At 50.6% G+C, this 25,052-nt stretch carries 20 protein-coding genes; 12 read left to right on the forward strand and 8 right to left on the reverse strand.

The genetic code is table 11. The annotated features are described in order from the left end of the window. The first annotated feature begins 128 nt into the window (after positions 1 to 128). The 4 genes from B036_RS0124070 (at position 129) to B036_RS0124090 (ending at position 4,504) form a co-directional block, all read left to right on the forward strand. Entirely contained in the window at positions 129 to 665 is a 537-nt protein-coding gene (locus tag B036_RS0124070; RefSeq protein WP_020571303.1) for an RNA polymerase sigma factor, read from the forward strand. A 180-nt stretch (positions 666 to 845) separates the two neighbouring features. After that, positions 846 to 1,850, forward strand: coding sequence for an NYN domain-containing protein (locus B036_RS0124080; protein WP_020571304.1), 1,005 nt, complete (start codon positions 846 to 848; stop codon positions 1,848 to 1,850). Between the two features lie 102 nt (positions 1,851 to 1,952). Next, positions 1,953 to 3,842 (forward strand): Fe-S protein assembly chaperone HscA, encoded by a 1,890-nt coding sequence (hscA, locus tag B036_RS0124085; RefSeq protein ID WP_020571305.1) that lies wholly within the window; start codon positions 1,953 to 1,955, stop codon positions 3,840 to 3,842. Between the two features lie 116 nt (positions 3,843 to 3,958). Then, positions 3,959 to 4,504 carry a hypothetical protein gene (locus tag B036_RS0124090; protein ID WP_020571306.1) on the forward strand — a complete coding sequence of 182 codons (546 nt, stop codon included), beginning with the start codon at positions 3,959 to 3,961 and terminating at the stop codon, positions 4,502 to 4,504. 49 nt (positions 4,505 to 4,553) lie between these two features. Here B036_RS0124090 and B036_RS0124095 read toward each other — a convergent pair whose 3' ends face one another. From B036_RS0124095 to B036_RS0124105, 3 genes are all read right to left on the reverse strand, one after another. Next, on the reverse strand, positions 4,554 to 6,020 hold the full coding sequence (locus B036_RS0124095; RefSeq protein ID WP_020571307.1) for a DUF4153 domain-containing protein: 1,467 nt from the start codon (positions 6,018 to 6,020) through the stop codon (positions 4,554 to 4,556). Positions 6,021 to 6,364: 344 nt separating this feature from the next. Continuing rightward, positions 6,365 to 6,688 carry a winged helix-turn-helix domain-containing protein gene (locus tag B036_RS0124100; protein WP_020571308.1) on the reverse strand — a complete coding sequence of 108 codons (324 nt, stop codon included), beginning with the start codon at positions 6,686 to 6,688 and terminating at the stop codon, positions 6,365 to 6,367. Then, positions 6,685 to 7,332 (reverse strand): hypothetical protein, encoded by a 648-nt coding sequence (locus B036_RS0124105; protein ID WP_020571309.1) that lies wholly within the window; start codon positions 7,330 to 7,332, stop codon positions 6,685 to 6,687. The genes B036_RS0124100 and B036_RS0124105 overlap by 4 nt, the downstream gene beginning before the upstream one ends. 356 nt (positions 7,333 to 7,688) lie before the next feature. Here B036_RS0124105 and B036_RS0124110 point away from each other — a divergent pair, with 356 nt between their 5' ends. Next, on the forward strand, positions 7,689 to 10,799 hold the full coding sequence (locus B036_RS0124110) for a S41 family peptidase (RefSeq protein WP_020571310.1): 3,111 nt from the start codon (positions 7,689 to 7,691) through the stop codon (positions 10,797 to 10,799). A 150-nt stretch (positions 10,800 to 10,949) separates the two neighbouring features. Here B036_RS0124110 and B036_RS0124115 read toward each other — a convergent pair whose 3' ends face one another. Next, complete coding sequence (locus B036_RS0124115) at positions 10,950 to 11,270, reverse strand: hypothetical protein (RefSeq protein ID WP_020571311.1); 321 nt, start codon at positions 11,268 to 11,270, stop codon at positions 10,950 to 10,952. A 332-nt stretch (positions 11,271 to 11,602) separates the two neighbouring features. On the opposite strand from B036_RS0124115, the gene B036_RS0124120 reads away from it, so the two are divergent. The 4 genes from B036_RS0124120 (at position 11,603) to B036_RS0124135 (ending at position 13,973) form a co-directional block, all read left to right on the forward strand. Beyond that, a complete protein-coding gene (locus tag B036_RS0124120) occupies positions 11,603 to 11,752 on the forward strand; it encodes a hypothetical protein (RefSeq protein WP_157472373.1) in 150 nt (49 codons plus the stop codon). 11 nt (positions 11,753 to 11,763) lie between these two features. Next, entirely contained in the window at positions 11,764 to 12,303 is a 540-nt protein-coding gene (locus B036_RS30865; RefSeq protein ID WP_020571312.1) for a YdeI/OmpD-associated family protein, read from the forward strand. A gap of 122 nt (positions 12,304 to 12,425) precedes the next feature. Then, on the forward strand, positions 12,426 to 13,079 hold the full coding sequence (locus B036_RS0124130) for an IMPACT family protein (RefSeq protein ID WP_020571313.1): 654 nt from the start codon (positions 12,426 to 12,428) through the stop codon (positions 13,077 to 13,079). A gap of 282 nt (positions 13,080 to 13,361) precedes the next feature. Next, positions 13,362 to 13,973: an L-threonylcarbamoyladenylate synthase gene (locus B036_RS0124135; protein WP_020571314.1), complete on the forward strand. Its 612-nt coding sequence runs from the start codon at positions 13,362 to 13,364 to the stop codon at positions 13,971 to 13,973. 269 nt (positions 13,974 to 14,242) lie between these two features. Here B036_RS0124135 and B036_RS0124140 read toward each other — a convergent pair whose 3' ends face one another. Next, positions 14,243 to 16,045 carry a 1-acyl-sn-glycerol-3-phosphate acyltransferase gene (locus B036_RS0124140; RefSeq protein WP_020571315.1) on the reverse strand — a complete coding sequence of 601 codons (1,803 nt, stop codon included), beginning with the start codon at positions 16,043 to 16,045 and terminating at the stop codon, positions 14,243 to 14,245. Positions 16,046 to 16,279: 234 nt separating this feature from the next. Further along, complete coding sequence (gene yihA / locus B036_RS0124145; protein WP_020571316.1) at positions 16,280 to 16,903, reverse strand: ribosome biogenesis GTP-binding protein YihA/YsxC; 624 nt, start codon at positions 16,901 to 16,903, stop codon at positions 16,280 to 16,282. Positions 16,904 to 17,170: 267 nt separating this feature from the next. Between yihA and B036_RS0124150 the strand changes: the two genes are divergently transcribed. Next, entirely contained in the window at positions 17,171 to 17,416 is a 246-nt protein-coding gene (locus B036_RS0124150; RefSeq protein ID WP_020571317.1) for a GlsB/YeaQ/YmgE family stress response membrane protein, read from the forward strand. A gap of 78 nt (positions 17,417 to 17,494) precedes the next feature. After that, a complete protein-coding gene (locus B036_RS0124155; RefSeq protein ID WP_020571318.1) occupies positions 17,495 to 17,746 on the forward strand; it encodes a GlsB/YeaQ/YmgE family stress response membrane protein in 252 nt (83 codons plus the stop codon). 139 nt (positions 17,747 to 17,885) lie between these two features. Here B036_RS0124155 and B036_RS30870 read toward each other — a convergent pair whose 3' ends face one another. Continuing rightward, complete coding sequence (locus B036_RS30870; protein WP_044103723.1) at positions 17,886 to 19,016, reverse strand: Sb-PDE family phosphodiesterase; 1,131 nt, start codon at positions 19,014 to 19,016, stop codon at positions 17,886 to 17,888. Positions 19,017 to 19,583: 567 nt separating this feature from the next. Between B036_RS30870 and B036_RS0124175 the strand changes: the two genes are divergently transcribed. Continuing rightward, the gene (locus tag B036_RS0124175) at positions 19,584 to 20,663 is read left to right on the forward strand and encodes a hypothetical protein (protein ID WP_026232309.1); all 1,080 of its coding nucleotides are present in this window, start codon (positions 19,584 to 19,586) and stop codon (positions 20,661 to 20,663) included. 98 nt (positions 20,664 to 20,761) lie between these two features. Here the strand turns inward: B036_RS0124175 and B036_RS0124180 are convergent, their stop codons facing one another. Continuing rightward, a complete protein-coding gene (locus B036_RS0124180; RefSeq protein WP_020571322.1) occupies positions 20,762 to 25,036 on the reverse strand; it encodes a DUF7619 domain-containing protein in 4,275 nt (1,424 codons plus the stop codon). Between the last annotated feature and the right edge of the window lie 16 nt (positions 25,037 to 25,052).

Below are 25,052 nucleotides of genomic sequence, written 5' to 3' on the forward strand. Positions count from 1 at the left end.
TACGGTGAATCCATGGTACGGTTATTGCACGTATTTGACTGAAATGCAAGTCTAATTACTTGCAACCAATCTAAATAAGGACTACTTTTGTAAAGAATCTTTACATCTGTAGTGTTAAATACCCCCTAATGAAAGCAACGAAGCAACAACAAGAAGATATTCAGGACCTCCTGAGCACGATTACCAACAGTTTACGTGCTTTCAGCCTGAAACTTACCGGCAATATGAATGATGCAGAAGATCTCTATCAGGATACTGCACTCCGTATTATGACGAATGCTGAGAAGTATAATCCCGGTACAAACTTTAAAGCCTGGGCCGTAACAATTATGCGGAACATCTTTATTAATAATTACCGTAAGAAGGTTCGCCGTAACCTGATCATCGATCAGACGCCTAATAACTATTACATTAACAGTGGTAATAAGACCGTTTTGAACGATGGTGAAAGCGAAGTTACCTTTAATGAGTTACAGGAGCTGGTTGATCGGTTACCCGATGATTTCCGCGTTCCATTCCTGATGGCTTATCAAGGGTATAAGTACGATGAAATTGCTGAGCAATTGGGTAGCCCACTAGGCACCATTAAATCCCGGATTTTCTTTGCCCGTAAAAAGCTACAGAAAATGTACGAGGACGTGATGCGTGAGCGCAGCGTTGCTTAAAACAACGCAAATTTCAAAAAAATGATAAAAGCCCTTAACGGTATGACTGTTAAGGGCTTTCTTTTGCCAGAGTTGTATGTATTCTGCCTTAATCAAGAAAAAAAGATGGTCAGATTTGTGTTTGTTGTAACTTGCAAGCGATATTCAGCCTTTCTGAGTACAGTACCTGAGATTTAAACGATGTCTGAAATTGTTGCCGTTTTTTGGGATTTCGAGCACCTTCATTATGCTTTAATGCTTGAACAGCATGGGCAATATGGCATGAAGAAAGCTATTGGCCGCCCCCAGCCTAAAACCGTTAGTGTAGAAGCAGTGATGGACTATGCAAGAACCTTCGGGCAAGTATTGCATAGTGAAGCATTTGGTAATTGGCACTGGATGTCCCGCTATGCACAGCCACTGGAGCTTGAGCAAACAACGCTTGTTCAAGTCTTTCCGCAAGACCAATATAAGCCCGCTGATGTGTTCTCTTCCATGGTTTACCGGGTAAAGCAATACGTTGAAGCGCATGAGGATGTTACCAGCATAGTTTTGGTCGGATTAAATGACGATTACGTTAAATTGTGTGAAGACCTTAAAGCATTGGGATGTAACCTGCATGCCGTCGGAGCCGATGAGCAAAGGAATAAGAAATTGCAGTCCAAGTGTGACGATTACGTCAGCTACTACGATTTGCCCAATGCCCCACCTCGCCCTGACCAGGGCAGAAAGGCGAAGAGCGGTACGCCCGCAGAGATCGCTAAATACTACTTACGGGTTGCTGCACAGCAAGGTGTTCGTATGCCACCGCCACAAATGATGTGGATCGGCATCGATATTTACGCAGCCTTTTTGCGCGATTTCGGCCAGTTCAACAACTTCAAGGAGCTTGATGAGGAGTGCTATGACCAACTCCGGCAAGACGTTCCCGAAGCAACGATGACCGAGGTTAAAAAAATCAGGCAGGTTCTTTTCAAGTGTTACCTCTTCCGGCCGAGTGAAGACGGCCAGATCAGTTTTCAGGAACATATCAAAGACCTCGAGGCAATTGAAAATTGTTACTTCGACCTGATGCTTAGGCGCATTGCCAACAACCTGAATGAGGAGGTCAACTACCAGGCTTTGAGCCTTGCCCTGACGGGGACGGAGAATTCTGCCCAACGGCTGGAAACCATGCATAAGGACATGGAAGATCAGGAGGAATAGATTTATTTCCCCCTTTAGTACCTAAGTGAGCTTTATTTGCCAGCTTCAGTCCAACCCTTACCCCGGGTTTGGCGTTGCATCCCCATCTCCAAGATATACCAAATGGCAAAATTCAGCATCGACCTTCAGGCCGGCAAAGTAAAAGACGACGACGCGGTAGGTTCCGTAGGACAGGTAATCGTAGGCATTGACCTTGGCACCACCAATAGCCTGGTGGCCCACGTTTCCAATAATCAGGCCGTAGCGGTGGCCGGAAAGGATGGAAAAAATGTGTTGGTACCCAGTATCGTTCACTTTGCCGAAAATGGAGACGTCCTGGTTGGAGAAGAAGCTAAGCCCTTTTTAACAACGGCACCGGAGCGGACCATTTACTCCGTTAAGCGTCTGCTGGGTAAGAGCTATGGCGATCTGGCCGGAGCACGCAACCGGTTTGGCTACCGCGTTATTGATGAGGATGAAGACCGGCTGGTGAAGATCGCCGTGCCCGGCCCAGATGGTGAGGACCGCTATTACAGCCCCATCGAGCTCTCTGCCCGAATCCTGAAATCGCTAAAGACACGTATTGAAACCGAACTCGGTAGTGAAGTGAGCCGTGCGGTGATCACCGTTCCGGCCTATTTCAACGATGCCCAGCGCCAGGCAACCCGCGATGCCGGTAAACTGGCTGGCCTTGACGTGCTCCGCATCGTCAACGAACCAACGGCCAGCAGCCTCGCCTACGGCATCGGTCTCAGGGACGAGGACGAAGGACGAACCATCGCAGTCTATGACCTCGGTGGTGGCACTTTCGATGTCTCCATCCTGCGTATTGAACAAGGCATTTTCGAGGTGTTGAGTACCAACGGTGATACCTTCCTGGGCGGAGACGATCTCGACCAGGCCATCTCGGACCACTGGATCAAAGAAAAGCAACTGACCATCGATACAGCGCAGAAGCGTGGCGAAATTCGCCTACTCGCCGAACGGGCTAAAAAGCAGCTTTCCAGCCAGGATAGCTTTACCACGGAGTTTCACGGAACGACTTTGTACCTCGATCGGGACCTTGCCAACGTCCTCTTTACCCCGCTCATCAAGCGGACCATTGCATCCTGCGACCGCGCCCTTAAAGACGCTGAACTGACCATCCAGGACATCGATCACGTCATTATGGTCGGCGGTTCCACCCGCGTACCACTGGTACAAAAGGAAGTCACGAACTTCTTCGGTAAGGAGGTAAACAATACCCTGGATCCCGATCAGGTTGTCGCCCTCGGTGCTGCTATCCAGGCCGACGTTTTGGCTGGAAACCAAACTGACGTGCTCCTGCTAGACATTACACCACTAAGCCTCGGTATTGAAACTGTCGGTGGTCTCATGGATCCCATCATCCCCCGCAACAGTAAAGTGCCCACCCGCGTAGGGCGTAAGTACACCACCAGCGTCGATGGCCAGAAGAACCTGAAGGTTGCCGTGTTCCAAGGCGAGCGCGATATGGTAAAAGACAACCGGAAACTCGGAGAATTCGTACTGAGCGACATCCCGCCTATGCCCGCTGGCATCCCACAGATCGAAATCCAGTTCTACCTCGACGCCGACGGCATCCTCCGTGTCAAAGCCATGGAGCACCGCAGTGGCCAGAGCCAGAGCGTGACGATCAAAAGCCAGTACGGCATCAGCGAAGAAGAGATGGCTGAAATGCTCATCGATAGCCTGAGTAACGCCGAAACGGACATGAAAAACCGGGCGTTGGTGGAAGCTCGAAATGAAGCCAACAATGTACTGCTGAGTACCAGGAAGTTCCTGGAGCAAAATGCTTCGTGGCTGGAAGTGCAGCAGGTGAATGACATCGGGGAATACGCTGAAAAGCTTGCCCAGGCAGTTGCCGGAGAGGATAAAGACGCCATCAATAATCGATTGGATGAATTGAACCGGTTTACAGAACCGCTGGCGCATGAGGCACTGGACCGGAATGTTGCGGCGGCGATTAAGGGGGACGGAATTTCTGCGAAGTAAGACTGGGGGTGAAGAGACTTCTGCACCGAAGGTGTTCTAGGGAACCATTAAGGCCATTTAGGCATTAAGGAAAGGGCCATTACTCAGGTGAAAATTAAGCTTACTCAAGTACTGAAATGAAGGGAAAGAAACGGTATCGTTTACTGGCCTTTATACTCCTGCTGATCCTCTTTCGCGGCCAACTATTTCGGCTTTGCGCACACTACGAACCCGTTGGAGAGCGGACGATTCTTGTGGTGAATAACCAGGATTTACAGCGGGAGATTGCCAAATGGGCTGCAGAGAATTCTGCCGCTTCCGTGGAAAAAAGGATTGCTTACAGTCGGAAACTTACGGCGAAAACTGCCTCTTTTATTATGCGTTCCGCTTCCGGACAGCCAGACGATGTCTACGTAACCGGACAGGCGAATTGTGTAGGCTACGCCCGTCTGTTTGCCGGGATTCTGGAAGAAGTAAATAAGGCAATGGGGGAAGAACGTAGCATCAGCCAGGCTATTTTGGTTGGCGAACTGTCTCTGTTCGGACAATCTCTTCATCAGTTGACTAATGACCCTTTTTGGCAAGACCATGACTACAACCAGGTGACGGATCTGAAAACGGGGGAGGTGTACTTTCTGGACGTTACATTATATGATTATTTTGGGATCCGGTGGGTGGAGTAAAGAGAAGAAAGGAGCGTACCAGCGAATGAGTAGCAAGGCCTTTTGTCCTTTACTCAGCATTACGCCAGTCCGCATAATTCCACGAACGCCAATCGGTAATGGCTTGCTGGTTACTTAGCCTTTTGTGTTCCATCAGGTCCTTTCCACCGGGGTAATCATGCAGCAAAAAAGCATTGTCTGGAGGCAGTTCATAAACCAAGTAATTCCAGTCAACTTCATCGGCGGTCTGCGCCGAGAGATTGTAGCGGGTAACCACACAGGACCAGTTGATAGCAGCAAAAAGGAGCAGGCAGAGCCAGGCGGCCATCCCGTTGGTTTGCAGGAGGTAGGTGAGGGTGAGCCGGTCACGGATTTTGCGGAAGAGGGTAAACAATCCGAAAAGAATGAGGAGGAGGACGAAAGCGATCTGGACCCGGCCGAGGGCCAGTCCGTAGGCATCGATGTAGTGCCAGTTACGGATCCCGACGGAAAGGGCGAGAATACCGTTTTGGATCATCCAAAGCTTGGCTAAGGGAGCCAGGTAAGGACTGTCTTGCAGGAAATTCAGGTTGCCACGGAAATAGTAGAGTACGACCAGCATAGCTAGGCCAATGGACAGCATGAGGTTCCACGTGCCTTGATGAACATATTGGCTAAGGGTGGCGGCAGAAAGCTTCCCGGGGTTTAGCCAGACGTAGTGTAGGTCGGTGGCATTGACGGCAGCCAGCAATAAATTGAGCAAACCGAAGGTGAGGACGGCCTGTCGGTACTCGGTTTTCAGGGCGAGCGTTTTTTGGCGCGGCCGCGGGTGCAGGGAAAGTTGCGTGGCAGGGCGGGGGAGCTGCGTCCGTTCAGGCCTTTGGCGAACGAGCTTGTCCTGAAAGCCAAGTTGTTGCTTCACCAGCCGCGAAACATCAATACGGGGATAGAAAAAACCAAGCGCCAGCACCCCCCCGAATAGGATTAGTAGCAAGGACCACCAGACATTCGTATTGATGGAGAAATTGCTGAGGTAAGACAGGAAAACGTTCAGGCCATAGGCAAACTGATCGTTGGCAGCTACGTACAGTAGTACAAATGGAACCAGGACCAGGGAGGGAATGACCGCCTGTTTCAGCCAGGGCAAGGCTACCGGGCTGCTGTGTATGTCTTGCTGTCGTCGGATGGTCTTCCACCTGCGCCACTGGCGCAGGGGAGCTTCGAACAGCGAACCCACGCCCAACAATAAGGCAAACCAAACAAAGCGCAGCTCGCGGGACTGGGCGAAACCCAACACCAAAAAGTACGTCAGGTGATGCGCCCAAATGCTCACCTGCCCGTGGACGATGACGACGCTGCCCGCCGAAAACAGTAAGCCGCCCACCGCCCAGATGAAGGAAGGGTGTTTACCCAGTTCCGGACGAACCCGTAGGGCCAGCCCGATCAAAAGTGCGTCGAAGAGTAATACGTTTAAGCCGATCTCGCCGTGGTAAAAAAGGAAGGCGTAGGTCAAACCCAGGACCAGGGCGGCGAGGGTGGATTTTTGGGAGGTATTCATGGGGAGGGAATATTTGATAGGTGATAAGCGATTGGCTGCCATATGGGAAAGCTCACTTCGTTCGTGGATAATAGCTATAGGCCGTTGGCTTGGCCGAGATAGCTCAACCCTGTTAACCTGGAAAGGCTTTGACTTCATCAGGTGATGTCGCTAAGTGTGAACCACCAACTTGCCACGATTGGAAGTAGAAAGGCGCACAGCATGAGCAGAATGATTACATAGACCGGTAGATATTTATTTTTTATCATAGTAAAGTTCTTTGTTTTTCAAAGTTTTCATGCATGGGCCGAAATAAACTGACTTTAATTTGGAGATACGACAAAATTTAATTTTTCTCCTGACTCCTAATTATCAATAAGCTTAATAAAGTCCTCCAGCTCTAAAAGGTGTGCCTCGAACGCCTTGCGCCCTTGGGGCGTAGCCCGGTAACTGGTCCTCGGTTTGTCGTCAATAAACTTCTTTTCTACTTCGATCTGCTTTTCCTTGACCAGTGCTTTCAGGTGACTGGCCAGGCTGCCGTCAGTGAGCTTTAGGGCATCGCGCAGGGCGACGAAGTCGGCCCAGTCGTTGACCATCAGGATGGCCATGATGCCCATCCGGCTGCGGTGGTTGAACAATTTATTGAGACCGCCAATGGAGACTTTGGTAATGGTGGGAGCATTTTTCATTTGAGGTCGTATTTGCGGTACATCCAAATGCCGTAGGCAATGTGCAGCACCCCGAAGCCAATAGCCCAGAAGTGCAATCCGTATCCGATGAAAAAACAAGCGATTAGACCCAGGGTAATCTCCAGATAACCCAGGTAGCTGAGTTCTTCACGGGCATAGCCGCTGCCGTTGAGCAGGCTCAAGCCGTAAAAGATCAGCGTAGCGGGGCCGATGAAACCGCCGTGTTCGTGGTAAATAAGCGCCAGACAAAAAACTCCGCCTACCGCCAGGGGAAACAGGAGGTGCCAGGCCAGCTGATAAGTCTTTTTGTGCAAGAGTTCCTGACCAAGGCTTTTCGCCCGGCGGACGGTAAAGAAATAGCCGCAGCTGACGGCACCGAGGAAAACTCCTCCGGCGGTCAGAACTAAAAAGGGAAAAGGGGAGATACCCCAAGGGTGGTCGGTCATCCCCAGCGTCTTGCTGATGAAAATCAACTCATGACCGGCAGCCCACTGGTAGGCCACTACGAGCGCACATCCCGCCAGGGCAAACAATCCTGCACCCACGCCAGACAGGCCACTCAGGCCCATAAAATAACGTGATCGCTCCATCAGGGAGCGGATCTCGCGCAGGTCGTTAATCGGATTGGCAATTGACTTTGACATAAAGTGCTTTGAGATGCAAAGTTAATTCGTGAAAGGCATAAATGCAAGTCCGGTTTTCGTTGCCCGGCCTTCAGGCCGTGAAAGTTTAAAGCCTTCAGGCTGTTTCCTGGCCTGAAGGCCTCAGAACAGGACGGCATCAAGGACTGGCAACCGGTAAGAGTACCGAAAAAAGAGTATCTCTCCCGGCTCCTTTGCCCCTTACTATGCACCTGCGGCCCCGCCCCAAAAGCGTTTATAGCCAAACTCCAAAAAGAAGCAGCCTACAGCCATCTCCGCATAAAAACGGAATTCAGGTCAACATTTTGGGTGTCAAGATAACCACCTGCCCTATCTTCCCCTGACCAAAAAGCCATAGTATGAAACTCCCCTTTTTCCTCTCCTTTCTTTTTCCGCTATTCCTAACCGCCCAATCGCCCCTTTATTTCCCAGACGATCCGGCCCTAACGCCCGACGGCAAAACCATCGTATTCGCCTACAGTGGCGACCTGTGGCACGTGGCCACCACCGGCGGCGGCGCCAGCCGGCTCACCGCCCTGGATGGTGCAGAAAGTCACCCCAGGGTTTCTCCCGACGGTAAAATGCTTGCCTTTACTTCCACTCAATATGGAAATAGCGATGTCTACGTGATGCCGTTGGCCGGTGGCAACATTCGGCAACTGACCTTTCATCAGTCTGATGATGAAGTGACTACCTGGAGCTGGGATAGTAAGGAGATATACTTTACTTCCGCCCGTTACAACGGTGGAACCACCTTCACCATCGCCGCCTCCGGCGGCACCCCCAAGCAGTTGGTGAACCATTACTTTAACACCTTTCACAACGTAGCGCCCATCCCCGGATCCAACAGCTTCCTCTTCAACGAGAGTGGAGAAAGCAGCAGGTCCACCAACCGTAAAGGCTACAAAGGCCCCTTTAATCCCGAGATTAAACGCTGGAACACCAGTGCAAAGTCCGTTGATGTACTAACCAACTGGGAAGGAAAAGACATGTGGCCATTGATCGATAAAAACGGGAAGATGTATTTCGTCTCAGATCGAGACAACGGCGAATACAATTTATACACCCTGAGTGCGGATGGTAAGACTAAACGCCTGACCAAGCACAAAACCTCCGTTTTTAACCCGGCCATCAGTGCCGATGGTTCCACCATCGTGTACATCCGAGACTATCAACTGGAAACCTTGAACGTCGCCTCCGGCAAAACTTCCCGCGTTCCGGTTACGCTCAACGCCTTTGCCGGCCTGGCGAAGACCGAAGACTTCAGTACCGACGGCAACGTCAGTTACTTCGACGTAGCCCGCGACGGTAAGAAACTGGCCATCGTTTCCCGTGGGGAGCTATTCGTCTCCGATATCGAAGGGAAGTTCATCCGGCAAATCCAAACCGGGCCGGAGCGGGTACTGGAGGTTAAGTGGTTGAAGGACGGTAAAACCCTCCTCTTCAACCAGACGCACCAAGGCTACCAAAACCTCTGGACGATTGCCGCAGACGGTTCCGGAGAGCCCATTCGCCGAACCACTAATACCAGAAATAACCGTAACCTGGAAATGAGCCATGACACCAGCCAGGTGGCCTACTTAAGTGGCCGCGATGAAGTTCGGATCATGGATCTCAGTGATTTTTCCGTCCGAACGGCAGCAAAGCAAGAAGTTTGGTTTCGGGGTGCTCTTCCCCGCTGGTCACCCGACGATCGTTACCTGATGTTTACCGGATTTATTGACTTCGAAGAAGATATCTTTTTGGTAGACACTAAGGAGAACGATCGTCTGATCAACCTGACAAATACGGGAGTTACGGAAACTGAGCCGGTGTGGAGCCCGGATGGTAAATACATCTACTTCACTTCTGCCCGCCATCAGCCTCGTTACCCGCGGGGTGGGGGAGACGTTAACCTGTACCGCCTGCCCCTGCAGGAATACGATCGCCCTTTTCGGGCCGAAAAATTCGAAGAACTTTTCGCTGAAGAGGATAAGAAAAAAGATAAAAAAGACTCCGTGGTCGTAGAGATCGACTTCGCCAACATCATGGAAAGGATGGAGCGCGTAGGACCTTCTTTCGGATCCCAAAGCGGTGCTTATGTAGTGGCCAAGGGGGACCAGACCATAGTGCTTTATGGCTCTAATCACGAAGGGACCGGAGGATTGTACAAAACGGTGTACGAACCCTTTGAAAACACGAAAACGGAACAAATCAAGGGCAAGGGCGTCGGCAATGCCACGGACCTGGTGGAAGTGAAGGGGAAATACTACCTCGTTGGGGCAGGCAAAGTCCAGGAAATCAACCTGAGCCAGGATAAGTTTTCTCCCATTGAAGTGAAGCATACCTTCCGGCGTGCCATGCAGCCTGAGTTTGAGCAGATGTACTACGAAACCTGGGCGAACCTGGAGGAAAACTTCTATAACGGTGACTTCCACGGCGTTGACTGGCCGGCCATGCGCGACCGCTACGCCGCTTTCCTGCCCTACGTCACGAACCGGGCGGATCTCCGCCGAATGACCAATGACCTGCTGGGGGAATTGAATACTTCACACTCCGGGTTCCGTTCCAGTGGTAAGGAGGAAAAAACCAAGCAAAGTTCAGAAACCCTGGCCCTTGGCCTCACCTTCAACAACGATGCCCCGTATGAGATCGAAGCGGTGTTGGCCGACGGCCCTGCCGATCGCAAAGACACCGATCTCAAATCTGGCGATCGCATCGTTGCCATTGACGGAGAACGGGTCGCTGCCGGTCAAAACCGGGAGTCTTACCTCACCCGGCCGAGTATCGACGGCGCCGTTAAGCTGACCGTAGACCGGGCGGGCAAGGAACACGACGTTTGGCTGCACCCAAAGAATTACTCAAGCGAACGCACCAACCGTTACGACGGCTGGGTGGATGCTTGCCAGCAGCGGGTAGATGAGCAGTCGGGCAAGAAGGTCGCTTACGTGCACATGAAGAACATGAGCGGTGGAGAACTCGACAATTTCATGAATGAGATGGTCTCAGAAGGCTACCAGCGTGATGCCCTCATCCTCGACTTACGCTGGAATACCGGCGGAAACGTGCACGATGCGGTACTGCAATTTCTTAGCCAGCGGCATTACCTTAACTGGCAGTTCAGGGATGGTAAGCTCGCGCGGCAGCCCAATTTCACACCCAAAACCAAGCCAATCATCCTGCTCATCAACCAGAAGAGCCTGAGCGATGCAGAAATGACGGCTGCAGGTTTCAAGGAGCTCGGTTTGGGCACCATCGTCGGAACGCCTACGTACCGCTGGATCATCTTCACCTCGGGCAAAGGCCTGGTTGATGGCTCTTTTTACCGGCTTCCGAGCTGGGGTTGCTACACCCTCGACGGGGATAACCTGGAGAAAACCGGCGTTACGCCCGATGTCCGGATCGATAATACTTCCGCCGACCGGGAAAATGGCCGCGACCCTCAATTGGACCGTGCGATAGAGCTGGCTTTGCAGGGGCTTAAGGAGTGAATTAGTGAATAATGGAATGGGAGAATACTCGTCATAGAGACAACCACTAAGGCACTTAGGCAGTAGGGAATACACTAAGGACTTTGGGGGGATTGTATTCTACGCTGCCGGAAATTCAGCCTCTGCAATCTGAGCGTCGCGCTCCTGCAGTTACTGCAACTTTTGCGAACTCTCCCATCCAATAATTGCCTCTTCCTCCACAAACGCCAGTTGGCAAATTCCCTTCCTGGTAGCGGCGACGAACAAGGTGCCAAAGACAGATTCTAAGGAACTGTACTCGATGTGTAGTCCTTCCCCGCCATTGCGGTACTCCGCCGGAGACATCGCTTCAATGTTGACGAACAAGTCGTGTAAGCGGCTGGTGCCGGATAGGCCAGTGCCACAGCCAAAGGGTTTTGCTACTTTTCCCATTAAAAGTAGGCCGCCGGCAGGCAGGGATGACGGGATGCCAGGTAGACGGAGTATTCTCATCGTGTAGAAGCATTGTGAGACTAAAAAACGTAGGGGAGGATTACTATCAGACTGGACACCCTAGGATGCAAGGGTTGCAGGAGTAGCAGAGGTGTAACCCCCGCAACGGGAGCGCAGCCACTCCTGCAACACCTGCAACTTATCCTAACTTATCGTTTGGTTGGTTATTAGCCGTCCGACAAATTTTCGTCCGGCTTCGCCAGGCCAAAAGAATTCGTTGGACGACCGAGCCGCTCGTAAGTCGAGTATCAGAGAGCTTAATGAAAAATTCGGAGGCTTCCACTGCTTTTCAAACCTTATCTTGCATCCTGCGTCCCCGCCAAAAAAATACTATGCGAGAATTTCGAAAGAATAAGAAAACCAAACCCTGGTGGGAAATACTGCGCAACATCGTATTGTTGCCTTTCGGCATCCGATACGGCGCGGAGGGGCACGAAGATCGGATGCGGAAACGTCGTCTTAAATCCAGGTTTGATCGCTAAATGAATGCTAAATGATCGAAGTGCAAACCACCCTTACCTCCGTACAGCAAGACCTCGAAGCCTACGCCGGGGTATACTATAACGTTTTTCTGGTGAAGGCTGCGGACGTTCAGGAATTGATGCAAAGGGAGAAAAATGCTTCCCGGGTAATTTTCAGCATTAACGGTGAAGGCCGGATTTACCGGGCCTTCATGCCCGACGGCAACGGAGATTTTTTCCTGTTGATCAACCAGGAGATCTGCAAGCAATTCAACCTCGAACCGGAAGTCCCCGTAACCCTACAGATTTTTCCCGATGACAGTGAATACGGCATGCCCCTGCCCGAAGAACTCTCGGAATTATGGACCATGGACGAGGATGCCTATCGCGTTTTTCATCTGTTAACCCCAGGGAAACAAAGAGGATTGATCTACCAAATTGCTAAGCCCAAGGGCGCCGACACCCGCGTGAAAAAAGCTGTGCAGATCAGCGAATACCTTAAAAGTGTGAACGGTAAGCTCGACTATAAAGAATTGAATGCTTACATCAAGGCTGATAATGCGAATTGGTGATTTCGCTAGTCGCAGAGTTGCTGACTTGCCGCTGCACTAAGCCTGCTCAACGTAGCAAAGCGTAGCGAGATAAGTCGCAACTCAGTGACCCGCTAACTCGCCAACTCACTACCTTTGTGCGCATGTCAGACTCTCCAGACTTCTACTCCATCCCCGCCCGCGCCAGCGAAGGCGAATTCCGTGATCGTGGGAGCAAGTTTGTTGCCGCTCTGCGGCACGTTCGCTCGGAAGAGGAAGCGCTGCTGGTGGTGGAGGAACAGGCGAAGCTTCACTTCAAGTGCAACCACCACTGCTACGCCTACCGGCTTGGCCCCGGTGAAGACCGCTGGCGCGCCAACGACGACGGCGAACCGTCGGGCACAGCAGGCAAACCCATTATGGGGCAGATCGATAAAGCTGGCTGGAGTGATGTGGTGATCGTTGTTAGCAGGTATTGGGGAGGTACGAAACTGGGGGCTTCGGGCTTAATTAACGCTTACCGGGAAGCTGCTCGCCTGGCCATCGAAGCCGGAGAGAGTACCCTGCAGCCAATGGTGAAATCCGTCGTACTGCGTTTCGGCTACGAACTAATGAGCCCGGTCATGTCGGCCCTCAGCCAACTGGGCCTGGAAATGGCGGAGCAGGATTTCGGCGAAACGGCGGTGGTGCGGCTGGAGTTGCCCCGGTCTACGGTACCAGCTACGGTCCGGGCCCTGAAAGCTGCCATCGGCGGCGTTTACCTGGAAGAGGTGGATGAGGAGTACGAAGTGGAAGGATTGGTGGTGGAGGTCAGCTAAGTGCGCTTTACAGTACTTCGAACAAAGACGTCCTCAACGACGGGGTGAGTCCATACGGCCCCAAAGTTAGAGGTCAGGCTTCCGATACTTACAGATGTTGCTTATAACAGAAGCCGGACCCCGTGGCACTGCTCCTTTGACGACCCCTCGCACCTGCGTCCGCGCGCCATTCAAAATTCCCTCTTGCAAACTCCCCCACAACACCTATATTGACCTCAGAAAACAACCTAAAGGTGTTACCCTTTGGTACGCCTATTTTTTCATAACCAAACCATTTAGCCTATGCTCGTATCCATTAACGCCGATAACCCTCAAGGCCGGCTCATTCAGCAAATGGTCGATATTCTGGAAGACGGCGGCGTCATTATTTACCCCACCGACACCATTTATGGCATCGGATGTGACATCACCAATAAAAACGCCGTTGAACGCGTAGCCCGCATTCGTGGTCTCGATCCCGCCAAGGCCATGTTCAGTTTTATCTGCCAGGACATCAGCCAGGTAACTGAATATTCTAAAACCATTAATAACGACGTCTTTCGGGTGATGAAACACAACCTGCCCGGTCCGTTCACCTTCATACTGAACAGTAATAACAAGACACCAAAAGTTCTTAAGAACCGGAAGGAAACCATTGGTGTCCGCATCATCGACAATAACATCGTCGATGCCCTGGTACGCGGCCTGGGCCGACCAATCCTCACGGCCTCGGTCAAGTCCGAAGACGAGTTGACCGAATATTACACCGATCCACACGACATCTACGAAAAGTACAATAAATTAGTTGACGCCGTGATCGATGGGGGAGTAGGCGGTAATGTGGCCAGTACGGTCATTCTTTGTACTGGAGATGAGCCGGAACTGCTGCGGGAAGGAGCGGGGGTGCTGAAGTAATCAGCACTCAGTATTTAGGGTTCAGTACTCAGTTTTAGGGTTCAGTATTCAGGGTTCAGGGCATACTGCCATCATGACTGACTCTACAAACTCAGAGATCGGGCGATTTCAAGCTGGAGAGCGCGTCGGGTGAAACACGACGGTCATTATTACAGCAGACGGTGGATGAGCTTGTCGAAGCCATTAACAGACCATTTTTGATGGTATTGATCTGTAAATACTGATTACTGCCCCCTAAATCCTAAATGCCGGACGCTAAGAACTGAATCTTAATCCGTAAAATCATCCGCCTCCAGATGCTGAAAGAAGGCATCCTCGACGCGTTCATCACGTACCAGCTTTACCGGCCAATTGATGTGTCGTTTGAGATAAAAGGTACTCAGCCGGTTGTGATAATAATGGAGCATTGCGAAGCTGTCGGATACGATCCGGTCTTCTTTGTCGAACCGTAAAGGTTTGTCGATGTGGAAGTTTCCAAGGGCTTCGATGCCTGAGCGGACAATCTCTTCCGGGCTTTCGTACAAGACAGGATCGAGCTTGGCTCCATCTTCATTTGCCATCAGCAGTAACCGGTCCCGCAACTGCCCAACTACGGAGTAGAGGCCTGCGAGGTCAAAGTAAAAATCTTCTGCGGGCAGGCGAAGTAAAGCGTACAGGTCGTTGGCCGGAAAGGTCTTCTCTAACATGGCGAATGCAGCGTGGCTAACGACGTGGCTTGGTAAAACGATGCCATCAGCATGGTACCTTTTTACGATGTGGTTGCCAAGCATGCGCGTATACTCACTTTCTCGTTGGTAGTCTTTATTGATCTGACCAAACTGGTCGCGGAAGTAGTCCCGCGTACGTACCCGGCTGCCGTTCTTACTGTAGCTTTTGCCGTCAGCTTCCACGCGGTTACCAAGTACGTCCATTGGTCGGCCCAGCGAGATGGTGATTTTGTTACCCTTGCTGAATACACCCCAAATAAACTTGAGGATCGACCGCAGACTATGAAAGCTGTCCTTTGCCTTTATATAACGCTCCTGACCTTCCTTGATCAGGTGTTGCTCGATCAGGAATTGTGCTTCAAGAACGAAGGGGTAGCTGAGGATGACGGGAACGATGAAGATTTTGTCGTCTTTGCCTGCCTGGTAGTTGTGGCGCTGGGCTTCGACGGCGGTACCGAGCAACCCGAGCTTTAGTTTAGTCTCCAGCGTGCCGCTGCGCGAGCGCGTTCCGCCGGGGAAGAAAAGACAGGGAACGCCGTGTTGGATAATGAGCCTGCTCATTGTTTTCAGCGTTGTCATGTAAATGGGGTTACGCTTACGCCGATCGACACGGTATGCTCCGAGGCGGTTCATGAAGTAAGCCGTGTACCCGGTATTATAGAGGTTAAGCCCCGCGCCGAAGGAGACGGCCGGGAGGCCAGCCACCTTGTCCATGGCGTAGCCGATCAGGATGCTGTCGAGGTTGCTAAAGTGGGTGGGGACGAAGACGACCGTTCCCCGCTGACTCAGCTCCCTTACCTCTTCAATGTACCCACGAACGAGCAGCCGCTCCTCCAACTGGATCCTTTTGCTAAAAAGACTACGGAAGCTGCGCCCATCTGCCGCATTGAGTAAACGACCAAAGAAAAAGGTCAGGAATCTCCGGGCGAATTTGAAGGTAGGAATCTTAAAATGGCCCACAATCTCATCGGCGTAACGGTGTACCACCTTGCCCAGGATGTTACGGGCGGCCTTGTCTGCTGTGGTTACCTCGTCTTCGTCCAGTGAGCGGGTCGCCAGCATCTTGGCCAGCTTTTTCCAGTATTGACGTTCTTTGGGAGGGTCAACTTTCCAGGGCTCTTCTTTGGTGCGCAGCTGTTCGCTAAAGAGCGTTTTGCTCAGCAGCTCATTGAGGTTGCCACCGTGTTCTTCCAACAATCGACTATAGCTGGTCTCTTCCAGTTCCTTGACGAAGTTCTCCCGATCATCATGTAATTTAAAAATCCCCCAGTCTGCCACCTCGGGGGCAATGTGGTCATAAAGTTTCCCTTCATGCTGAAAGGAGGCCGCTGCGGTCACGGCTATGTCGGATTTTTTGATTGACATACGTTTGATCTGAAGGAAAGACTTAGTTACTTTATTGGTCTATTGGTACTGTTGGTCTATTGGGCGGAGGAGCCTTCATGCCCCGGTTCGATGAAGAGACCTTCGTGCCTGGAGGCACTCCCACAACATCTAATTTACCAGAATTTATAAACCTGACCACAAGTGTGGCATAATAATAAGGAAAGGGGAAGGTACGCCGCTGGCAGTGAAATTTGCAGCCCTAACGGCATCCCTTTAACTATTCACCTGATTGAAAGGCCAGGGGATGTCATTTAGTGCGCCCTCAATAAAGTCGATGATCTCCTGCCGGCCGTCACCTTTTACGGCACTGGTGATGAAGATGGGCGGAAGTTCTTCCCACGTTTCGAGCAATTTGGTTTTGAAGGCTTCAACGCTGCCGCCATCCCGGCTTTTTTTACGATCGGTCTTGGTAAATACGATAACGAACGGGACCCCGAATTCCCCGAGCCAGTTGATGAATTCCAGGTCGATCTCCTGTGGCGGCACATTAGAATCCACCAAAACGAAGGCGCAATGCAATTGCGCCCGGTTGAGGAAGTAGTCTTCCGTCCGGGTCTCCCATTTTGCACGGGTTTTTTTACTCCGCTTGGCGTAACCATAGCCCGGCAAGTCGGTGAGGTACCAGGCCTCGTTGATCATGAAATAATTGATCAGCTGGGTTTTTCCGGGGGTGCCCGAGGTGCGGGCCAGTTCCTTGCGGGCACACAGCATGTTGATCAGGCTGCTCTTTCCTACGTTGGACCGGCCGATAAACGCGAATTCTGGCCGGTTGCTTTTGGGCGCTTGCTTAATCTGGGCGTGCGAAGAAGAAAATTTAGAGTCGATGATGTCTCCCATGCTTGTTTAGTCCTTTGATCTGTTATTGTCTTGTTGGCCTTGTCCTGCACTTCAACGTTATGAGGGACGGGGTAGTTCTAGCTGTGCTGTGGCCTTCAGCGTGAGGCGCGGACCCGCCGAGATGCTAAGGCGGGGTCGCAGGTGCAAAGGTGCTGCTAAATGCGCAAGGGAAGAGGGCAAGGACTTATCTTATGCGCTGAAGGCACCGAACAACTACCGTTTCGACTACGCTTTCATGATATATTTTTTCACTAAAAACCACTACACATGTCTATTCTTGCCTGGATTCTGCTCGGCCTCGTGGCCGGTGCCATTGCCAAATACATTCACCCAGGAAAAGACCCCGGGGGCTGGATCGTTACCATTCTTATCGGCATCGTTGGTGCGGTAGTGGGCGGTTTCATTACTCGGGCGGTAGGCCTGGGAGCTGCTACCGGCTTCAACCTTTGGTCCATTATTGTTGCCGTATTAGGTGCTGTGATCTGCCTGTTTGCCTATCGCAAACTCGCCTAACGATATTTTTACGGCGTTCATCGAAAAAGCTGGCCACCAATCAAAGAAGGTCCTCACCTTTAGGAAAAATATCTCCTCATGGGTTTGTTCTCCTGGATTCTTCTCGGCCTGGTGGCCGGCTTTTTTGCCAAACAATTACATAAAGGCCCCGATCCCGGTGGTTGGTTCGTCACCATGCTGGTCGGCATTGCCGGCGCGTGCGTCGGCGGCTGGCTGGGTGATTTCACCGGCATCGGTGAGGTAACCGGCTTCAACCTACGCTCCATCGCGATTGCTACGATGGGAGCGATTCTTTGTTTGTGGGCTTATGGGAAGTTGGAGCGGAAGTAATGGGTTAGTCGAAACACTCATGACACAGGCGTCACCCCGAACGCTCGAAGCAAAAATTCGGGATAACGCCTGGTTTAAATTTGGCCGCAGCCGTTGGGAAATGCGCTGCCATTTCCACCATAGGCTCAGTAGCCAGCGCCTACTCTGGTTTTATCTGCAAAGTCACTTCCAGTGCTTTCTCTGGTTCAACCATTGCATTGAGTACCCGGAACTTCAGCGAGAGATCTCCCAACTGTTTCAGGGTCATTACGTTGACGGAGGTGCTACCGTTGGGAGACAGGGTGATTGGCCCCAGGTCGCTTTGCAGGGAATAGCCACTAAGGTTTTCCAATAAGTAGGCCGCATCTGAATCGTTGTGGATGGTCACTTCCACGACGGAGGAAGCTCCGAAATAAGCAGCGGAGGTTACCCTCAGAGAAGCCTCCACTACGGCCCGGACATTTTCTTCCCGGCCCACTAACGTATTTTCGAACCAGGCTACGGTCCGTCCGGCTATCAACGCAGCTTTCATTGCCTCGGGTGTACGTTCTGTTGCCAGCACGAGGGTAACGGGGCGATGGCCTCCTTTATGGAGGTCGTACTGCCAGTCGACGAGGCCGTGAATATCAGAAGTACCCATCACCGTCAGGTTATTGTCCAAGGCGATTCGAAAGGCTTCCTTACTGATGGTAAGATCGTTAACTACTTCAATACCATGTAATAGTTTTCTCCGGATCAGGTCCCGGTGCATATCCGTAAGGGTGGCTACGCCGTCTTCCCGTTGGGCGATCCAGTTGGGGTGGTTCCAGAAGGTAAAGGCGCCCTGGCGGTTCGCTTCTTCGAAAGCGGCCACGGGGTCGTCGATCAGGAGCTTATTGGCATCCTGTATGAAAATAGCATTGCTGTGCCCCGGGGGCATGGAGCGGGTGACCTCTGCTCCTCGAAGGACCATCAGGTCGTGGGGAAGGGCCAGTTCGGCGGCAATGTCGTGAGCCCGGTTCCGGTCGGGATGAGGGAGGTCTTCAGCGTGGGGCTGGTACTCAAGATGCTCCGTAAGGGAGATCGCATCGAGGCTGTCGCGAACTGCTTCCTCGACCCGAATATCCGGCCAGACACTGCCGTCGGAGAAGACAGTATGCATGTGCAGATCGGCCACCAATGTCAGATATTGATCCGTATCGGGAAAATGAATGGCCCGCTCGTTGTGGTGATCATGACCGTGCCCGTGGGGTTGGGCAGATGAAGGGAGAAAGGGGTAGAGTAGAAGAAGGAGGAAGCAGTATTGTTTCATGAAGGGGAATATACGATGGCTTCCAATTTGGGCGCGGACGCGGGTGCAGAAAAATGGTTGAAAGCAAAGTATGCTCAGCAGGCAAGTACCTTTTGACCGGCCAAAAGCCGGGGACCTGGACACCGTTGTACTCCCTGTTTTCTACGAAAAAGGAAGGCTTTATTGAAGGAATTGTGTCCAGGTAGCAAATAGCAAATGTTAAAGTTTTGGTTATTTTCAAAAAAGGCCTCCAGCGGTGATCATCCGGGCCATTCCGCCAAAGCCTTTGCGGGTAGAAGTTTAAGTGTTGGAGTATGCAATTGCCCAACAAAGATTTCCTTTTTTAGGCACTAATAGGGGAATATTTGGCAGCCTTCTACAGTGCTAATGTAAAACCAATATTAATTCCGTCAGTGGTCGGAACCATTTTTCATTTCCGGGTATTAATAACCAGAGAAAGGACGGAACTTTGCCTTTCCAAACACAGCTTTTAAACCTCTTTTTGTACCTGCGGCCCCGCCCCGAATTTTTGCTTTATACCCCGATAGAAATTCTAAGACCCAGAACCAAATAAAAATTATCTCAGCCATGACCTTCCCCCGGCTACTATCCTCCCTCATCCTGTTGTTCTTACCTGTATTGGCAAGCGCAACGTCTATCTTCGACCGGCTATACTCCGGTACCGAAGCACCCCTGGAATTTCGCCTGGAACTACCCGTCGACAGCCTGCTGGCTAAAGTCAATGGAGACCAGCTTGCGAAGGTATTTTTTACCGACGTAAACGGCGAGGCCAACACCTGGGACCTTGAAGTTGCCATTCGCGGAAAATTTCGCCGCCAACGCTGCGAGTTTCCTCCCCTGAAACTGAATTTCTCGAAGAAAGACCTCCGCGCTGCCGGCCTGGAAACTTTCGACAAGTACAAACTGGTCTCCAGTTGCTCCGCTGATCCACTGGCCGGAAACCTGGTCCTTAAAGAGTTCCTCGCCTACCGTGCCTACAACCTGCTGACCGACGTCAGCTTCCGCGTTCAACGACTCACCATCACCTTCGTCGATGTCAATGGTAACCATCCTGATCGGGTTGAGCATGGCTTCATCATCGAAGAAACGGACGAACTCGCCGCACGCCTTAACCTAGAAGAGATGGAATCTGCCATTGGTCAGCCCGCCCACCTCTATAACCCAACAGCGGAAGCTACCCAGGCGCTGATTCAGTACATGGTTTCTAACGGCGACTGGAGTACGGTGCTGGCGCGTAACATAAAGGTTTATAAGGCTGCTGACGATCAACTGATCCCCGTAGGTTATGACTTCGACTTCAGCGGTTGGGTCGGCGCCCCATACGCCAGCCCTTCTTCTGATATCGGCCAGCAGAGCATATATCAGCGCGTTTACCAGGGCTACGTACAACCCGATAAGGTGATGCGTGAGGTTGCGGATCACTTCCGTGAACAACGCCGTCCGGTAATGGACCTCATCGATAACTTTACGGATCTGCCGACCGAAGACCGTACCGTACTGCGCCGCTTTGTTGCCCGCTTTTTCCGCGAGCTCAACCAAATGAACATTAACAATTCCATTCTGCTGTACGATCAGCTGCGTGGGGCTACTGCAGGAGTTATCCCTCCGGGTGCTGAAGCGGACGCCTTCCAGAGCATGGGTAAGTAGAGGCTGCGTTTTTAAGAATGGCCTTCGGCCCTTAGACGCCTCTACTTGCTTTTAGAGATAGTCGTCATCCTAATCAGGGATGACGACTATTTTTTATGCTACCTGCGAATCACCCGCTGCACGGTCGTTTCTCCTTTTTGGGTATCCGATACCTTTAGCAGGTAGGTGCCTGCCGGTAGCTTGCCTAAAGATAGGCTGGCGCTGTTCCTGAATACTATTTTGGTGTGCTCCCTGCCCAACAGGTCATAGAGTTGTGCTACCAGTTCCCGGTTATCGGAGAAGGTGAGGCTTAGTTGCTGGTGGGCGGGGTTGGGAAAGACGGAGAGCTGTCCACTTAACTGATTGATGGAACTAACCGGGAAGTCACTTCCGTCGCAGTTTTCATCTATGCCATTTCCACGTATCTCTACTGCATCCGGACGAATGTCCGGATTCTTGTCATCACATTCCTCGTAAAAAGGAAACCCATCTTCGTCCTCATCGATGAATTCGACGATGGTACTGGTGACAGTATTGGTGATGACGGGTTGGTTGAAATCGAAGAAAATACCGACGGTATTGTTAATGGTGGTGAAATCTTCCAGTCCAGGCCTTGCATTTACATCGAAAGTAAAATAGCCGTTGCTGAGGGTTTGGTTGGTGTTGCTGTCCGGGAGCATGATGTTGTCAAAGAAAACCTTAACTAATCCTTTCTCATCCATACTGGCGCGGTAGTCGTGGCTGGCGGCGATTGGCTTAAATGTCAGGTGATCCAGTTGGTTGGAGAGTTGGTCTTCGAGTCGTACGTTGAAAGCCGTATCCGTTCCGGTATTCTGGAAGCGGATGGTGTAGGTCAGCGTTTCGTCGTTTTGCGTGTAGTTGCTATTGGTAGTGTCAGCGCGGGAAGGCGTAACCTGCTTGTCATTCGGGTCGATGGCGCAGGATAGGGGCTGGCTGAAAAGGAAATTGGATTCAGTGAAAATGTCTGCATCGTATATTCCGGAGCTGTGGAGATTAATCGTAATTTCCTCCCCATTGGCTTCCTCACCGGGCATTTTTAGTTCCAGGTGAATGACGTGTGATTCGCCCGTGGCTAATGCTCCAGGTTCCCAACTGAGGGCATTACCGACAATGGTTGGTGGTGAATCGGCACTGACGAGGGTAACGCCTTCCGGCAGTGTGATTTCGGCGAAGGTGTGCTCCAGGTCCTTGCAGCCATCGTTATACAACGTGATCCAGGCGGGAATGGTGAAGGCGCAGCGGGGACGAGCCATGGATAGTAGGGGGCGGATGCTTGCTGCTCCCTGAATTGGTTGGAAACCGAAGTTCAGGTTGTAAATACTATCCTGGACTGTATTGATGGCATACGATTCCGGAGTGGTAGAAAGCTCCCAGCATGGGTCAGTTAGCACCGAAACTGTATAGGACTGTTCAGGACGAAGGAAATGAGAGAAACGGCCTTCCTGATTGGAGAAAGTGGTTTGGCTGGTGGCGCCTTGCGCGATGACCGGAATGTTAGTTAGCAGGGCTTCTTCGGGGTCCGGTTGGTTGTTTTGGTTGGCGTCGTGATAGGTCAGGCCGGAGGTGGATTGGAAAATATTGAAGTCGAGATAATGGATTTCATTACCAAGCAATATGTTGTCCGCAGTAAAGTAGATGCTGTTGTTAAGCTCCGGCAACAAGTTGAAATTGACTAAATGGCTTTCCGGGAAGGTGTAGGAAGTTGTTCTGTCTGATGCTACGCTGTAGCTGAAAAGGCTGTCGTTTTTTAGAAAGACGATACTTCCGTTATGTAGGGTCCATTGGGGGATGTTCTGGTCCAGAAACACTTCTTCCTGAAAAGGGCTGTTCGGCGTCCCATTACTCACCTTAATTTGATAATCCTCACCAGTTTGCCTTGTGATGTATACAAACAGCTCTTCATTGAACTTACTGGGACCGTAGTGAACGTTTTCGGATAGAATTACTATTTCAGGTTCTGAAAGGTTAACGGGAACCGATTTCACGAGCTTTCTTGATTGTAGTCCATAGATTGCTTCATCAGCTATGAAGGAGAATTTGGGATATAGGCCAGCCGCTCCTTCCCAAATTAACTGTGAGGAACCAAGATCTTCGCCAACCAGGTGAATACTGGAAGCAGCACCATTAAATTTTTCAATGATTAGCGAGTTGTCAATGGTGTAAAGCTGTCCCTCAAAAAAGCGCTCGAAAAACATTCCGGCGAATTCATTATTGGGTAAGTCGGTAACACTGGTCGCGTTATAAACTTTAATGGAATTTTTATTTGCTCCGTTCATCCTTTCGAATGATTCTGAGAAAAACAGGTGATCTTCGGTGGCTGCTATTTGTAAGTCTGATTCATAAATGGGTTCGTCGAAGCTGCTGAAAAACACTGTGTCCGTTAGACCCGTCCCGGCATCAAGTCGAATCAAGGATTGTTTGGTCGTCTGGTCATTAATTATTTCACTGGTTGTATAGTAAAAATCATCTTTGAATGATACAATGGCGGACCTGTCTGTCCTGAATTCTGTAAAAGGACCAACGTTCGTAGTACCCTGGACCGTCCCGTCAGTCATTATGAAACCATCGTCGAGAACATAGAAGAGCGTTTTAGTAGCTGTTTTTGCAATTGCTTCCAATAAAGTTAAATCGCCGGAATAAATGGTGGTAAAATCATCGTTTCCTGACGTGGCTAATATATTGCCACTTTGAAGTATATAGAACAGGTCGTTTTCTTTAATTATCGAGCTGAAGTTGGATCCATCATTATTAGGAAAAATATCAATTATTTTTTGGAGCGCATCTTCGCTGGCATTGAGGTGGTATACTGATTCATTAACGATGGAGTCGTCATTGATGAAATATACCTCATTGTCGATGGTGAAGAAGGAAGACATGGGGAAGATACCCTGATATGTCTTGGCCGAGGTGCCATCCAGCCCTGATGATCGGAGTGGAACGTCATTAGCTCCATCAACTGGCCGGCCTAAAAAGTATAATCTATCGGCTTCTTCTAACCAGAATTCGGGAACATAGTCAAATGAATCGATAGTATTAATTGGTTCGTTTGGATCAATCAAGCCGTAGACTACGGCATGCTCCAGTGGTGTATTGAAGTTAGTCTGAGAAAAGTAAACACCTCCAATACCGGAGGAGATATTGTCAACCGATGATGGAAAACCTGGTAAGGAGCTAATGAATACGGGCGTTGCGCCTGCACTTCCGCCAATTCCCCATATCTCATGCTTGACTTCATCCGTCAGGCTGATTTGGAAGTAGACTTCGCTTCCATCAGCACTCGAACCAAGCAAGTCGAATCCAGTTGCAAATTCACGTCGGTTTGGAAATTCGGCTAAATCAACCATTAATGTAATTCCATCCTGGGTGCCATCGGTTGCGAATATGCCATCGGTATCTCCCGTTCTACCGTAAAAATACAGCTGGTCCGCTAAAACTGGATACTCCCTGTTCGGTAAGGAGCGAAGGCCATTTTCATCTCCCGGTAACAGGTCACTGATCATGTATGAGCCTTCCACTGTTCCATCAGTTCTCCACCATTCGAGCCCAAATTGATTGCTGTTTATTGGCAGCATTAATTGTTCTCCTAAGCGAACCGGATCGTGGTAGAAGAATACATCGTTTTCAGACGGCGTCAGAACCGTATCGCAAATGCCCGAAAGGTCACAGGAGATAAGCTCACTCCAATCTTTAAATACTACCTTTTTATCAACATTGTATAGTCCGTAGCTTTGGTCGAGGCTAAAAACTTCATCATATATGGTCCTGGTGCCACTTGCTGTTCCATCCGATACGTATACTTTGTCTTCACCAAAGAAAACGAAAAGGCTGTCGGTAAACATCGTAATCGAATTGCTGCCTTGGAATGCCTCTAATTCAGGGGAGAGCAATTGAGTACCACCTGTTGTCCCATCCGTTATGTAAAGATTGTCCCGGTCTTTAAAGATTAATTTATTTAAAAACGGTACTCGATCATAAAAAGACCTTCGGCTTGACTGAAATAATAACGTCTTTGAGAAACTATCTTCATCAATGAGCCAATATTCGTATTGGGTGTCAATTACTTCGATGATTATTCCATTCTGAAAGGCCTGAATCAATTGGATTTGACCAACTAAGTCCGGTAAAATACGCTCCCAGTTAATTCCATCAAAGTAAAATAATTTGTCGCTAAAATCATTCAGAAAACGATCATAAAGAATGAAAGCACCATCTTCTGATTCAAGCACTTGATCCGGGTCATAGGCAAAGCGAAAGTCGGTGTTAAGATCATGTACCCCCACCTCAAAATCAATCCCCTCTACCGATTGCCCCGTTAAGGACAAAGAGGAAATTAACAGGCATACCAATAGTGTAAAACGCGTAATAGAGTTCATTTCAGGTGTGTTGAGG

The organism is Neolewinella persica DSM 23188 (assembly GCF_000373105.1).
Taxonomy (GTDB): Bacteria; Bacteroidota; Bacteroidia; order Chitinophagales; family Saprospiraceae; genus Neolewinella; species Neolewinella persica.